Below are 14,493 nucleotides of genomic sequence, written 5' to 3'. Positions count from 1 at the left end.
CCTGTGGCAGACTACTTCTAGCGCTGGATCGGCAGCTCTAGCAAGAAGGAACTGCCTTGCGCCGAGCTCTCCAGCAGTTCCAGGCTACCGCCCATGGACTCGGCCAACAGGCGGCTGAAGGTAAGGCCCAGCCCCAGTCCGCGGACAATGCTGTTCTTCTCACGGCTTCGCACAAAGGCTTCAAACACCTGGGCTTGCATGTCAGGGGCAATACCAGTACCGTTGTCCGTCACGATGATCCGGGCGGTGCCCTCCGGCTGCTCACTTAGCTCTAGGGTCAGCTGAAGTCTCCGACCGGTCCCCCCGGCTTGCACACTATTGTTCAGCAGATTCACAATGATCTGCTGGATGCGCAGGGGGTCCCCCAGCAAGTACAATGGCTGTGATGGCAATACCAGCATCGGTTCACAGACCTCTTCGGCTTGCGTCAGCTTCCATTGATACACAACCTCCGAGAGCAGAGGGATGGCCGCAATCCGGTTATGGCGAATCGGAACGATGCCGGCAGTCATCGCATTATAATCCAGCAGATCTTCGACCATACGCTGCATTTTGTCAGCTTCCAACAGGGCAATATCCAGAAATTCCTGGGCTTCCTCGTTCTCAACGACACCTTCTCTTACCGCATGAACAAGACCCTTGAAGGATGTGACCGGAGTCTTCAGTTCATGGGAGACCCCGGCCAACATAAAAGCACGGGACTCTTCAAACTGTTTAAGCTTGCCAGCCATGTCCTGAAAAGACAATATCAACTCGTTGATTTCCCGCTCCTTGGCACTCTTCTGAAGCGTGATATTGTATTCTCCACCGCTGATCTGGACGGCAGCGGCAGCAACGGTCTGGACAGGCTTGGCCAGCTTGCGGGACAGGAGATAGATGGTCAGCCAGCTCAGGATGATCAGGAACACTTGAAGCAGTCCGAAGAAGAGGACCTCATTTCGCGGAATATACTTGAGTGACCGCACCGACTGCAGGACAAATACTTTGCCCAGCACACCCTCTGAACCGATAATCGGTGCTGAGGCCGCCTTGTATTCCGGGCTGCGAGCATTGCTCAGATTCTCATTAAGCTCCAGACGCATGCGTTCCTCACTCATTGCCGGATTGGAGAATATCAGTCGACCCTCTTGATCTAGGATAATGATACACATATCCGTATTCAGCTTGAAGAACTGCTTTCGATTATCAAACAAATCCATGAGCCGAGGGGAAATGTCGATGGAGTTATCTTTGGTACTAAGGTCGGCAAATTCCTGAGCGAGCAGTGCAATGGTCTGCATTCGATTCTCCATAGCCTCCTGCCGAATCCACCAGAACGTGGCAGCTGTGGTGATCAGCAGGCCAATGCTGATAATCAGCAGATAACGGATGGTCCAGTAGTGCAGAATAGAGGTACCTTTAATCAGTTTGTCCATAGCTGATACCCCGTACCACGCAAGGTACGGATTTCCCCTTCGCTGTCAGGCCAGTGCGACAGGGCCTGTCTGAGCCGCTTGATCGACAGATCCACGGCGCGGTCGCTTCCGTCATAATCCATTTCCCACACATGCTCCAGCAGTTGATCCCGGGTGCAGATCTGGTTGGGCCGTTCGGCCAGGAATAGCAGTACAGACATGTCGCGCGGGCTAAGACTGACCTCTGCTCCGTTAAGGAAGACGCTTCGGGCGCTATAGTCAATGAACAGACTGCCGAAATGCCGCTTGCGGCTACCGTCAGACCATTGGGAGGGACGGCGCAGCACAGCCTTTACCCGGGCTACGACCTCCTCGGGGATAAAAGGTTTGGACATATAGTCATCCGCTCCACCATTCAATCCGGCGAGCCGATCCTTAATGCCGCCCCTGGCCGTCAGCATAATGACAGGACAACTGCTTTTGGCCCGGATATGAGTCAGTAGCTCGAAGCCATCCATCTTTGGCATCATCACATCCAGGAGAATCAGGGATGGGGGATTTAGAGTAAAGGCCTCCAGCGCGGCTTGTCCATCGGACGCCCGGGTGACGCTGAAGCCTGCTTTTCGCAAATAAGCACTGAGAACACGGGAGATGGCCTCTTCGTCCTCTACAATCAGAATGGACTGCATGATCACAGAGCCTCCTTCTAAAAAAGTACACCAATTTTATCATAATCACGCTGGCGCTGCTTTGACTTATTCCCGACATATTTCTTTGTTAGAATGAGGACTGTCCTTGTAGAGACAAAGAATTTGGGATGGAGGGAAGTACGATGAAGAAGAAATCACTACTGATTCTTGTGGGCGGAGTTATTGTCGCAGGAAGTATTACAGGGTACATCCTGCTGAACAAGTCCCTGGGCAATAACATCGACATCGAGTCAGTTATCCCTGATACGGCGCAAACTAGTGCCAATGGCGGATCGGGAACCGCAGGGGCAACATCAGGACAAGCCTCCGGGGCGGCGGTAACAGCAGAACAGTTAAATGGCGAATGGAAGATTGCCGATACATCGAAAGTATACTGGTCGGTGACCACTTCACAGGAAACCGTTAACTTTGTGGATAAGAAAGTACAGGGCAGTTGGAACGTGAATCTGGATGACAACACAGCCATGACGGGGCAGGGCACTGTGGATATGAATGCCTTGAATTCCGGCAACGTGCAGCGCGACGAGCATGTTAAATCCGGGGATTTCCTGTCGGTTGCAGAGCATCCAGAGTCTACTTTTACGGTGAAGTCATTCTCCAAGCTTCCGGCTGAATGGAGTGAGGGAACGCCTGTCCCGGTTGAGATGAAGGGAATCCTTACGGTAAAAGGAATTGAAAAAGACGTTACCTTCCAGACTCAGGCTGTATACAGTAAGGGACAGCTTCTGCTGTCAGGAACAACTACAGTTACTTTCGGCGATTTCGGCCTAAGCAACCCGCATACCATTGTGCTGAGTACCGAAAATAATCTGGACGTGCGCTTGGAGCTTGTACTGACCAAATAACATAAGAAGTATGAACAAAGGACGTTTTCCGGCCCGCAAGGCACTGGTAAACGTCCTTTATTTGCGCGGAATGGTATACTCTCTTTAGAGAGCTGAGGCTTATTTAGGAATTCAGGAGGGGGTAAGTCGTGATCGACGTTGCAGCGGCCATTATTTACGACGAGACAGAAAAGGTACTGATAGCCAAGAGACGGGCGGGCAAGTCTCAAGCGGGCCTCTGGGAATTCCCCGGTGGCAAGCTGGAGGCAGGTGAAAGTGTGCAGGATTGTTTAATTCGTGAGCTGCAGGAAGAAATGGGGATTGAAATCCTTCCCTTTGCTGCCTTCGGGATGAATGAGCACAGCTATGGAAACGACCTAAGTCTTCGATTAATCACCTGGAAGGCGAAGTATGTGAACGGAACGATCACCTTAACGGATCATGATGATTACCGCTGGGTTCAGCCAAGAGAACTAGGGGGATATACTTTTGCGGCTGCAGATATTCCGTTTGTGGAGCGGCTGATGATCAATGGCTGAGATGTTTTTTTACTTAGGAGCAACGGTTTGATAGAATCATAGGTATCTAGGAAAAGACACTAAGGGAGAGACGTCAATGTCTATCGATAACGCTTACACAATAAAATGGGGAATCATCAGCACCGGTGCAATCGCCAGCCAATTTGTCTCGGATCTACTGCACGCCAGCAACGGTGTAGCCCATGCCGTAGGATCGCGTAGCCAGGAAAGTGCCGATGAGTTTGCCCAAAAGCACGGTATCCCGCATGCCTACGCTACCTATGAGGAATTGGTCAACGATCCGGCGGTGGATGCCGTGTACATTGGTACTCCACATCCGTTCCATAAGGACAATGCGCTGCTGGCACTGCGTGCAGGCAAGGCGGTGCTCTGCGAGAAGCCGTTTACTGTGAACAGTGTCGAACTGGGAGAGCTAATCTCTTATGCCCGTGAGCAGAAGCTGTTTCTTATGGAGGCGATGTGGAGTCGTTTCCTTCCGGTGCATGCCAAAATTCGGGAGTGGATTGCAGAGGGGCGAATCGGTGAAGTGCGTCTGGTGAAAGGCGATCTGGGCTTCCGCGCTGACTGGAACCCATCCAGCCGCCTGCTTGATCCCAAGCTGGGCGGGGGTGGACTGCTCGATGTCGGCATTTATCCGATTTCCCTGACCTCGATGATCTTCGGGCCGCACCCTGAGCGTATTCAAAGCACGGTCCATATCGGCGAGACAGGCGTAGACGAGCATTTTTCGCTGCTACTCTCCTATGGAGATGGCAAGGCGGCGTCCATCAACGGGGGCGTTCGATTGAAAATGCTGGAACAGGCCTATATCTTCGGCACGGAGGGTTATATTGTCATTCCCGACACACTGGTCAATCCGAGATCTGTCGAGCTGTATGTCAATGATGTTAAGGTGGAGACCTTCCAGGACGATCGCGCCTCCAACGGCTATGCTTTTGAGGCTGAGGAAGTCGGTCGATGCCTGGCAGAGGGACTGACAGAAAGTCCGATTCTGCCATTGGAAGAATCATTGGCGATTATGAAGCTGCTGGATGATATCCGCGCCCAGTGGGGTCTCAAATATCCGAGCGAATAAGCAAGTAGGAGCAGAATCTTAAACATCCCTTGGGGCAGCTATTTGTGCGGCCTACGACGGATGTTGTTTGTTGTATATAGTCCACCAAGAAGAATAGATCATAAGACTGTACAAGGAGGGAATGCATGATTGCCAAAATGGACCGTTATCTGGGTTGTTTGACTGGACTCGCTGTGGGGGATGCGCTGGGCACAACTGTAGAGTTCAAACCACCGGGAAGTTTCGAGCCGCTGCAGGATATGGTCGGCGGCGGGGTCTTTGGCCTGACAGCGGGTCAGTGGACCGATGACACGTCGATGGCTCTCTGCCTGGCAGAGAGCCTGCTGGAGAAGGGCGATTTCAATCCCGGAGATCAGATGGAACGGTACGTAAAATGGTTTCGGGAAGGGCATCTCAGCAGCACAGGAGAATGCTTCGATATCGGTAATGCAACGCGTGCGGCATTGCTGCATTATGAGGCGACAGGCGAGGCCTTTAGCGGTTCGGTGGACCCTTCAACAGCCGGCAACGGACCTATTATGCGGCTGGCCCCGGCCGTGATGTACTATGCGGAGCGCCCGGAGGAGGCGATAGCGTATGCAGCGATCAGTGCAAGGACGACGCACCAGGCCCAAGCTTGTCTGCATGCGTGCCGCCTGATGGCTGCCATCCTTGTAGGGGCGCTAAGTGGGTGGAGCAAGCAGAAGCTGCTAGCTCCTGAATCACACCGGGATTGGCTGGAAGAGGGTTCATTGGCACCAGCAATAGAGGAAATCCTACAAGGTTCATACCAAACCAAGGAACCGCCAGCTATCGAAGGGTCCGGTTATGTGGTGAAATCGCTAGAAGCAGCCTTGTGGGCTTTCCATCGATCCACAAGCTTCGCGGAAGGCGCACTGCTAGCAGTGAATCTGGGCGACGATGCTGACACTACCGGCGCCGTCTATGGACAGATTGCCGGAGCCTACTATGGGCTCTCCGGCATTCCTGCAGCGTGGCGAGACAAGCTCGCCATGCGTGAGGTCATTACGGACTATGCCGAAAGGCTATACCGTGAGCGTGCCTGGGCATAAGCGCGGAGGCCGAGAGAATGGGTGTTGATCTAGCAACTGCCAGGCAAACCCAGCACCCGCATTTCACAGTAATACTATCCGTCGCGCCAAAACAAACAGCCAGACCCCTTTAACGGGGCCTGGCTGTTTGTTTTTTATCCGATATATCTTAAAACTGGAAGTCTTCGTCTCTCAAAGGCTCCACGTTCATGGCGCGAACGTAGCCGTTACCTTTTTTGGAGAAGAAATCATGCTGCTTCGTATGGGTACTGATTCCGTTCTGAACAATCGGGTTGATCTCCTCTTCATCGAAGAGCGGATCATGTCCGAGGTTCATCATGGCCTTGTTAGCGTTGTAGCGAAGGAAGGTCTTCACTTCTTCTACTAACCCGATGGAGGCGTAGATCTCCTCGGTGTATTTTTCCTCGTTCTCGTGCAGGAAACGTACTAATCCCACAAGGGTCTGGTGCAGATCGCGCTGCTCGTCTTCTTCCAGCTCCTCAAAAATCTCCTGGGCCAATACGCCGACGTATACGCCGTGAATGCTCTCGTCACGCAGGATCAGGTCGATGATCTCGCCGCTGCAGGTCATTTTGCCTTGACCGGCCAGATAGAGCGGATAGAAGAAGCCGCTATAGAACAGGTAGCTCTCCAGTAGCACGGAAGCCGCCATGGCGAGGTAGAGGTCTTTTTTCGATTCGATAGCCTTGTAATATTGGGAGATTGTCTCTGCTTTGGTCTGGAGGCGAGGATTCTCTTCCACCCAGCGGAAGACGGAATCAATCTCTTCAGTGCTCGCCAGGGTTGTGAAAATACTACTGTACGACTTGGCGTGAATCTGTTCCATCATCCCCATGAAGCCTAGCACCGCTTTGCGTTGCAAGCCGTCCACATGCTCCATAATCTGTGGCATGCCCACGCCGCCTTGTACGGTATCGAGCAGGGTCAGTCCGCCGAGCACCTTCATGTAGGCATCCTTCTCCAGCTCACTCAGGGTCAGCCAGGACATTTTATCATCGGATAGCGGAATTTCGTCATCGGTCCAGAACTGCATAATATTCTGATTCCAGAACATCAGGGTGAAATCATCGTCCGGTCGGTTCCAGTTTACGGCTTGGATAGCGCTCATATCTTGTAATCTCCTTTTCTGTTCACAAAAAACCTATGGTTACACCGAGCAGGTGATACATTCCTCGACAGATAGCTTCTTGGTCCGTGTGTAATACAGCGACTTCAGTCCTTTGTGTGCCGCGTAGAGATAACAGCGGGCCAGTTCGCGGGTGGTAACATCACTGTTCACGTGCAGGACGGTGGAAATCCCTTGGTCAATATGGGGCTGGATCTCGGCAATCAGATCAATGACCTTGAACTGGTCCATCTGATAGGCGGATTTATAAAAGAACACATTGTCAGGCTGCAAATAAGGCATCGGATAGTATGTAGTGGAGTTGGCATAGGTCCGGGTCTCGATTTGCTCCACAATTGGCATTACGCTGGAAGTAGCGTTCTGGATATAAGAAATGCTGGCCGTTGGCGCGATCGCCAGACGGTACGCATGGTACAGACCATTTTTGATAACAGAATCACGTAATTGCGCCCAATCCTCTTGGGTAGGGATATAGATATCCTTGAACAGTTCTTGCACCTTAGGTGTCACCGGACGATAATCCGTAGTCAGATAACGCTCGAAGTAGACGCCTGTGGCATAATCCGATTCCGCAAAGCCATGGAAGGTCTCACCAGTCTCAGCGGCAATCTCCATACTCTTCTCCAGCGAGTGGAAGTTCATGGTCATGAAGAAGGTGCGGGCGAAATCGCGGGCCTGTTCACTCTCATAGGCAATCTTGTTCTTGGCAAAATAACCATGCAGGTTCATAACGCCCAATCCTACGGAGTGCATCTCCTTGTTCGCCTTTGCCACGCCTGGGGCATTGGAGACGGTGGTCATATCGCTGACAGCCGTCAGGGCCAGCATGCCTTCATGTACGGATTCACGGATTTTGCCATGCTCCATAACGTTGACGATGTTGAGAGAAGCCAAGTTACAACTGATGTCCCGGCGGATGGTGTCTGCCTGACCGTAATCCGTGATTTCCGAAGTCTCCTGCAATTGGAAAATCTCTGTGCAGAGGTTCGACATCTTCACTTGGCCGATATTTTTCAGTGCATGTGCCTTGTTGGCATTGCTCTTGTTCATAATGTATGGGTAACCTGATTCTAACTGAATCATGGCGATCTTGGTCAGCATTTCGCGTGCGCCCATGGCGACTTTTTTCTTAACGCGCGGGTCAGCAAGCAGCTTGTCGTACATTTCGTCCAAATCCATATCGTCCAGATGGGTGCCGTATGCCTGGTACACACTGTATGGCGCGAATACATGCAGCGGCTGATTATCCTGAGCCAGCTTGTAGAAGCGGTTCGGCACGATTAGCCCGATGGATAATGTTTTGAGCCGCAGTTTTTCGTCAGCGTTGATTTTTTTTGAATCCAGGAACTCTAGTACATCCCAGCCAAAAATATTATAGTAAGCCGCCCCGGAGCCTTTACGCTGCCCCATTTGGTCGGCATAGGAGAATCCATCTTCCATGAGCTTCAGCACGGGTACGATACCTTTGGCCGCATCTTCCACGCCTTTGATCGTCTCGCCGCGCGAGCGCAGCTTCGAGAGGTTAACCGCCACACCGCCACCAATTTTGGAGAGCTGCATGCAAGTATTGAGTACATAGTTGATCGAATTCAGCGAGTCATCCATTTCCAGCAGGAAGCAGGAGACCATCTCGCCCCGGCGGCTCTTGCCTGCGTTCAGGAAGGTCGGCGTAGCGGGTTGAAGACGTTGCTCCATCATGGAGCGAACCAGCACACGGGCGGTGGCGGCATTGCCGCGGCCCAGGTGCAGAGCTACCACTGCTACACGGTCTGGATAGTGCTCCAGGTATTGCTTCCGGTCGTTGGTCTTCACCGCGTAGTCTGTGTAGAACTTGGAAGCTGCCATATAGGAAGGGAACTGGAAGCCATATTCATGCGCGATTCGGTAGACATCCTCGATCTCCTCAGCACTATAGCGTTCGTACAGGTTCTCGTAATAGTCATTCTCTATCATATAATCCACTTTGGATTTAGTATTTGCAAAAGTAAGACTGCGCCGCTCCACTTCTCGCATAAATTCTACAACCGCCTCGCGGTCCTTATCCAATTGGAAGAATCCTTGTTCGTCTCTCTTCAAAAGCATGTTGTTCAGCTCAATATGCCGCAACTCGGTTCACCTCCTGTTTAATCCGTTCTACATCGCCAAAAGTTCCCGACAACTCGAACTTGCCAATTACCGGCACATTGTACCGCTCTGCAATCAAATCTGCGCTATTCGCGAACAGTTGACCCCAGTTTTTATTGCCGCTGGCGGCGATTCCTTTTAGCCTTGTATGGTTGTTCTCCAAAAAAGAAGACACCTTCTCTGGAATTTGTCCAAATCCGGTGGTGTATGTAACAAGTACATAAGGCTCGTCTATCGTCATATGCTCTTCGATCTGTACGGCCGGCAGCTTCAGCTTGCCGATGAACCGCTTGACGTTGCCTGTTTTGGAATCATAAGCGATCAGCATGGTTGTTTTCCTCCTTAGTGGAAGCATTGTTCCAGCTTATTAAAACTAGATTTTGGGACAAACCGCGCCCTGATAGGGTTTATCCTGTATATAAACCGTTTTCCTGGTAATAACACTATATTTAGAGACGCTTAATCATTTTATCACTAGATATGGATAAGTCAATAGATCTCAAGGGGTAGGGAGAACGCGCAAATCGCAAGATTTTATACTGAAAAAAGCGCTAGATTGAGAAGAAATATCAGCGAAAGAGCAGGTGGAATAAGGGATTTGGATCAGGTCCAGAATGCGCAAAAATACGAGATCCAGAGGGTAAAAAATTTTTAAAAGTAATCCTTGTCTCTTTTGTGAATGGAGGGAGTGGATTTGGCAATAAACACCCCCCTGAACGGAATTCAGGAGGGTGCCTGTGCTATCTTGATTCACTTAGTTCACTATACTCAGACTCCCGACAGAAGTTACCACAAACACCGGAACGCTCTCCTCACCAGTTTCGGTCTGCAGTATACCGTAGCCGCTCTGGAATTGACCGCTCAGCAGTACGGAGCCTGTTACGTCGGCTTGATAGCCCTGAAGCAGGAGGAAGCGACCATCGGTGTATATAATGAAATTGCCCGAATTGTCGAATTGAATTTCACCTTTTATCGATACATTCTGGAAAGGATGAAGCTCCAGTTCCGAAGCCTGAATTAGCGGATACTGTTGTACAATCTCTGAGAATTGGTAGGTTTCCCCGAATTTTCGATAGATGGCTGTCTGCCCCACATTGCCATTTCCGGCATCAGCACCAACATTGTGTACAAGAATGGAACCGTCAGGCTGAAGTTCGTAGCTATCTCCGCTAAAGGAGAATAGTTGTGAAATTCCTTGCATCTGCAGCGCATAACCTGTAAAAAGTGTCCTGCCATTATCGTCCGTGCTATCAGCTTCAGCGACGACTACAAGCTCTCCGGTGACTGTCTCAAAAGCTTTCTCAAAGAAGAGCCGGTGCAGAGAGGAGAATCCGGGAATAACACCCATAGAGAAAGATGACACAGCGTTGTCCTTGTTCATAACAGCATAATGGAGGGAGCCGTTGCTGTCAGTTGCCGCGACATAGACCTTGGCTCCATATTTTCCTTTACCGGAAATTACATTATTGTAGCGCCCCTGATCCCCACCTCCAGGGAGTAAGCGTACAGGTTCAGCTATATTCCAGGCAAGACGGACCGCCGATATCTCTTCGGAGTGGTCTTTTAATGGAGATAGCTCGGTGTAGAGCTTAATTGCGTCCTCGTATGCTCCGTTTTTGGCTTTGCTTGCGGCATTTTTAAGTAGTTTGGCATTTTGAGTATCTATGTACTTCAGCACTGGGGTAGCCGCGAAGCCTGCGCTGCTTACGAACTTGCGGTAGGCGGCAGCATGTTCTGCGAAGGCGGCGATGTTCTTGCCCTCCAGGTCCTTCTTCAAGATAGTACGTCCGCTGCTTTCCACCTGCTCCTTGAGCCAGGGGGCTGCATACTTATGGCTGCCGTACGCCTGTTGCATGGACAGGGTGCTTTCCAGCAAGGGACCGAAGCTTCCGGCGGCAGCCAAGGCCTTTAGCTGAGCGGTATCGTGGCTGCGAAATGCCTTGTTCAGTTGCTCCTGCTTGGCGGCCGAACCGCCGAAGAAGGCATCCGGTATCTGCAGCAACTTCCATTTCACTTCCTCCCCGCTCCCGTCACTGTTTAGGGCAAGAGTGTCCAAAAACTGTTTTTTGAAACGCTGAAAGAAAGTTGTCCATTCCTCTGAAAGACCCGATGCCGCAGACAGCTTCCGATAATAGGCTTCGTAAGGGCCTCCGGGCTTCATATACTGAGCTTTTAGCTTGAGAAGATCATCATAACTTTTCATAAATCCTTCAAAATCAGCTGCCAGAGCTTGTGAGCTGGCGTAACGGGCAACGCTGTCCAGGCCAGTACGGATGGCTGTGATCGGGGCCAATCGCTCCAATTGGGCTGCTATCTCTTGCTCTTTGTATTGAAAGGAGTGGTTATCCCTCGCCTGACGATACTTTTCTTCTGCGCCGATAAGGTCGCCTGCTGCATACAGACGGCTGCCTTCCTGCAGGGCATTCACCTTGTGGGACATGTGCTGGGCCTTCTGTCCCAGTAGCACAACCATCAGAATACACAAAATGATCATAAAATTTCGCAGTGATATTACTTCTTTGATCGTCATATAGTATAGCCTCTTTTTTGCCATGCGATGGTTTATTGAAATTCAGGGTCCCAGCGGTACTTGAATTCACGAATTTCGGCTACGGTCTGGTCAAGCCCGTTCCATGGCTCATAAGGATTGGCCTCGATCAGCCTTGATAATCGCAAGAAGCGATCCTTGGGCAGCTCATGTACGTATCTCCCGATGAAACGGGAGTGCAGCAGCGCATAACGTTTCATGCGGACAGCTGCCCCAGCCACACCGGTCAGGATAGCGATCCCTTTATCCATTTGCCGGATCTGAGTCTCATAGGCCTGAACATAACGCAGCGTACGATCCTTAATTAAATCCCGGCGCACCTTGGCAATCTCTCCTATGTATTCGGCTAGAAGCGGCTCGAACTCTCTCAGTAGAAGCTGCTCCATTTCAAGATCCATATCCTTGCGCAGCTGAAAGCCATGCAGGAGGGCAACCCGCTGCCGAGCTACCCGATCGCCACGCAGGAGAATCGCAACCTCGCGCAGCTTCTCATAGGCCAGCACATCATTTTCGCGAAGGACAGATACGGCTTCCTGGCGGTTAAGCTCCAGCCCCTCCTTGATGATTCCGATGTTGTAGGCCAGCAGATGCTCTAGTGCACGCAAATTTTCGTTCTGCCGGACTTTTCGCTGCGTATAGTAGAGAAGCCCGGTCAGCAGGAGTCCGCCTGCACCACAGAGGGCCATTTGCAGCGTACTATCGCCAAAATAAACCGCGACCAGGGTAAGCAGTAAGACCAGCAGCAGCCGGGTGTGCATTTTGCGTCCTGCACGGGCGCTGGCATAGTTCTCCACCGATACAAGAGAGGCTTTGCCACATTTCGTGCAGCGTTCTTCGTTAAGAGCGGTATAGCGGCCACAGCGCTTGCAGATGCGAAGCTTGTCGAAGGAGTAGCGGGGCGCCTTGAAGGGCCGGAACGTGACAGGTTTCTTTTTACTCATGGCCCTTGTCACCTCCATTTAGGGTGGCGAGCAGCATCTCATCCATATCATCGCGGGTCAGCGGGTTCCGCTGGCGAGAGGCATAGATAGCAATGTGAATTACGACATATAGGAACGTAACTCCAAGAATAACGTATGAAATCATGGGACTTTTCCTTTCTTATGGAAGATAGGGTAGCGAAAAAAGTGAATTACAGCGTTTTTCGTTAACGGTCCATCAGTCCTAAAAGTTGAAGTTTACAAGGTTTAATTATATCATAATGGCATACTATTTACAGATTTTAGCTTTTTGGCTGATTCCCCATATTTGCCTACTATAACACAAGAGGAGCCATCTTTATGCTTCATAACTATCACCGTAGAAAAACATCGAGGATTGTCTTTTGGCGCCTGATTCCGGCGCTGCTGCTGGCCCTGTGCATTGCGGTTGCCCCACTAGGAGCAGGTCTAGTCCATGCCGCAACCCCAGCGCCTTCTCACATTGACGCTGTGCTGCTGATTGATGTCAGCAACTCCATGAACAAGAGTGACAAGAACAAGATTGCCAATGAAGCGATGAAGATGTTCATAGATATGCTGTCCGCGCAAGGGGATAAGGTCGGGATTGTGGCCTACACCGATAAAGTGCAGCGGGAAAAGGCGCTATTACAGATAAATTCGGCGACCGACAAGCAGGATCTGAAGGACTTCATTGATGGGCTGGACCGTGGCGCTTATACGGATATTGCCGTAGGCGTGAAGGAGGCAGTGAAGGTGCTGCAGAATGGCAGCGACCCTTCCCATGAACCGCTAATCGTCATGCTTGCCGACGGCAACAATGATTTTAACAAAGCCACTGGGCGGACCCAGAGCCAATCGGATCAGGAATTGAATACAGCACTGGATGAAGCCAAGAAGAGCGGCTATCCGATTTATACCATTGGTCTGAATGCGGATGGCAAGCTGAACAAGCAATCTCTGGCTGACCTGTCCACGAAGACAGGAGGGAAGGCATTCTCTACAGATTCGGCAGATGATCTGCCGCAAATCCTGAGCGAAATTTTTGCCAGCCATCTGAAGCTCAAGATTGTACCGGTGCAGTCGATTACAGGGAACGGCAGCTTTCAGGAAGTAACGGTGAATGTTCCGAACGCCAGCGTGCTGGAGGCCAATATTTCCATTATGTCTTCACAGCCCGTAACCGCGAAGCTGAAGGATCCCACCGGGAAAGAAGTAGCTATACCTTCAGGCAATGTCCTGCTCTCGAAGTCTAAGACCTACAGCCTGATCAAGCTATTGTCTCCGCAGCAGGGAGATTGGAAGCTCCAGATCAAAGGGGTACCCAAGGATAAAATTGATATTAATCTCGTTTTCAACTATGACCTGGAACTTAAAATAGATGCGCTGCCTTCTGTCTCCTATAAAAAGGGCGACAAGATCGATATTGCATCCCACCTGTTCAGCAACGGCGCTCAGGTAACGCTCAGCAATTTGTATCAAAATATGAAGGCCGTGCTGATAGCCAAGGACCTGGATACAGGCGCTACCGAAGAGATTCCGCTGGATAACACCGGGGATGTCTTCAAAGGGACTTTTGAGGTAAAGGAGAGCCATGATTACGAGCTGAAGGTGCGTGCAGAGGAAAGAAGCTTTTACCGTGAGAGTGATCCTGTGACAGTCAGTGCTAAGAAAAGCACCGCTGGAACTGGCGGCGCCACAGCGGCCCCGGATAGCAGTAACCAGCTTACTGACAAGCCGAAATCCATGACTCTTTATTATATTATTGGCGGAATTGTGCTGCTGCTGGCGGCTGGAGTAGCCCTGTGGCTGCTGCGGAAGCAGGCAACACGGGGCTTTACCGGCCAGATTGTCATCGAAGTTCGGGACGAGAATACCGGGGAGAAGACTTATCCGCAGTATAAGAAGCTGGCTGCGTTCAGAGGCAAGTTCAACTTGCATCAACTACTCCAGCTAGCGCCCGAGCTCAAGGAAAGTGAGAAGCTCGTCTTCACTCCAGGCAAGAACGACAGACTGCTGCTCCGCAGCGGTGAAGGCATTACCGTGGAGAGATCCGGACGCGCCGCCGATGCATCGCGCGGTCTGGAACTGAAGAGCGGTGACCGCGTTTCGGTATCACTGCATAGCGTGGACAAAACGATTTTACTGGAATACCTGGTTTAG

Annotated in this window: 13 protein-coding genes; 5 read left to right on the top strand and 8 right to left on the bottom strand. The window is 51.2% G+C overall.

Translation table 11 applies throughout. The features are described from left to right. Positions 1 to 17: 17 nt before the first annotated feature. Together ACFORK_RS26385 and ACFORK_RS26380 are read right to left on the bottom strand one after the other, a co-directional pair. A complete protein-coding gene (locus tag ACFORK_RS26385; RefSeq protein ID WP_379204777.1) occupies positions 18 to 1,415 on the bottom strand; it encodes an ATP-binding protein in 1,398 nt (465 codons plus the stop codon). Next, positions 1,403 to 2,083 carry a response regulator transcription factor gene (locus ACFORK_RS26380; RefSeq protein ID WP_379204775.1) on the bottom strand — a complete coding sequence of 227 codons (681 nt, stop codon included), beginning with the start codon at positions 2,081 to 2,083 and terminating at the stop codon, positions 1,403 to 1,405. The genes ACFORK_RS26385 and ACFORK_RS26380 overlap by 13 nt, the downstream gene beginning before the upstream one ends. Before the next feature lie 143 nt (positions 2,084 to 2,226). Here ACFORK_RS26380 and ACFORK_RS26375 point away from each other — a divergent pair, with 143 nt between their 5' ends. The 4 genes from ACFORK_RS26375 to ACFORK_RS26360 all read left to right on the top strand — a co-directional run bounded on the left by ACFORK_RS26375 (position 2,227) and on the right by ACFORK_RS26360 (position 5,594). After that, positions 2,227 to 2,949, top strand: a complete 723-nt coding sequence (locus tag ACFORK_RS26375) for a YceI family protein (RefSeq protein ID WP_379204773.1) — start codon at positions 2,227 to 2,229, stop codon at positions 2,947 to 2,949. 128 nt (positions 2,950 to 3,077) lie between these two features. Further along, positions 3,078 to 3,467: a (deoxy)nucleoside triphosphate pyrophosphohydrolase gene (locus ACFORK_RS26370; RefSeq protein ID WP_379204771.1), complete on the top strand. Its 390-nt coding sequence runs from the start codon at positions 3,078 to 3,080 to the stop codon at positions 3,465 to 3,467. A gap of 76 nt (positions 3,468 to 3,543) precedes the next feature. After that, a complete protein-coding gene (locus ACFORK_RS26365; RefSeq protein ID WP_379204769.1) occupies positions 3,544 to 4,542 on the top strand; it encodes a Gfo/Idh/MocA family protein in 999 nt (332 codons plus the stop codon). A 125-nt stretch (positions 4,543 to 4,667) separates the two neighbouring features. Next, positions 4,668 to 5,594, top strand: a complete 927-nt coding sequence (locus tag ACFORK_RS26360; RefSeq protein WP_379204767.1) for an ADP-ribosylglycohydrolase family protein — start codon at positions 4,668 to 4,670, stop codon at positions 5,592 to 5,594. A 148-nt stretch (positions 5,595 to 5,742) separates the two neighbouring features. Here ACFORK_RS26360 and nrdF read toward each other — a convergent pair whose 3' ends face one another. From nrdF to ACFORK_RS26330, 6 genes are all read right to left on the bottom strand, one after another. Further along, a complete protein-coding gene (nrdF, locus tag ACFORK_RS26355; RefSeq protein WP_379204764.1) occupies positions 5,743 to 6,702 on the bottom strand; it encodes a class 1b ribonucleoside-diphosphate reductase subunit beta in 960 nt (319 codons plus the stop codon). Positions 6,703 to 6,741: 39 nt separating this feature from the next. Further along, entirely contained in the window at positions 6,742 to 8,826 is a 2,085-nt protein-coding gene (gene nrdE / locus ACFORK_RS26350; protein WP_379204761.1) for a class 1b ribonucleoside-diphosphate reductase subunit alpha, read from the bottom strand. Further along, on the bottom strand, positions 8,813 to 9,172 hold the full coding sequence (gene nrdI, locus ACFORK_RS26345; RefSeq protein WP_379204759.1) for a class Ib ribonucleoside-diphosphate reductase assembly flavoprotein NrdI: 360 nt from the start codon (positions 9,170 to 9,172) through the stop codon (positions 8,813 to 8,815). Before nrdI ends, nrdE begins: the two co-directional genes overlap by 14 nt. Before the next feature lie 426 nt (positions 9,173 to 9,598). Beyond that, the gene (locus ACFORK_RS26340) at positions 9,599 to 11,374 is read right to left on the bottom strand and encodes a hypothetical protein (RefSeq protein WP_379204757.1); all 1,776 of its coding nucleotides are present in this window, start codon (positions 11,372 to 11,374) and stop codon (positions 9,599 to 9,601) included. Between the two features lie 32 nt (positions 11,375 to 11,406). After that, on the bottom strand, positions 11,407 to 12,333 hold the full coding sequence (locus tag ACFORK_RS26335; RefSeq protein ID WP_379204755.1) for a hypothetical protein: 927 nt from the start codon (positions 12,331 to 12,333) through the stop codon (positions 11,407 to 11,409). Continuing rightward, on the bottom strand, positions 12,326 to 12,478 hold the full coding sequence (locus ACFORK_RS26330; RefSeq protein ID WP_379204753.1) for a hypothetical protein: 153 nt from the start codon (positions 12,476 to 12,478) through the stop codon (positions 12,326 to 12,328). Before ACFORK_RS26330 ends, ACFORK_RS26335 begins: the two co-directional genes overlap by 8 nt. Positions 12,479 to 12,672: 194 nt before the next feature. Here ACFORK_RS26330 and ACFORK_RS26325 point away from each other — a divergent pair, with 194 nt between their 5' ends. Continuing rightward, the gene (locus tag ACFORK_RS26325; protein WP_379204751.1) at positions 12,673 to 14,493 is read left to right on the top strand and encodes a vWA domain-containing protein; all 1,821 of its coding nucleotides are present in this window, start codon (positions 12,673 to 12,675) and stop codon (positions 14,491 to 14,493) included.

The organism is Paenibacillus sp. GCM10012306, assembly GCF_042649265.1.
Lineage (GTDB): Bacteria > Bacillota > Bacilli > Paenibacillales > Paenibacillaceae > Paenibacillus_AQ.
Note: the sequence above shows the minus strand (reverse complement) of the source record. Positions and strands in the feature narration are given on the sequence as shown.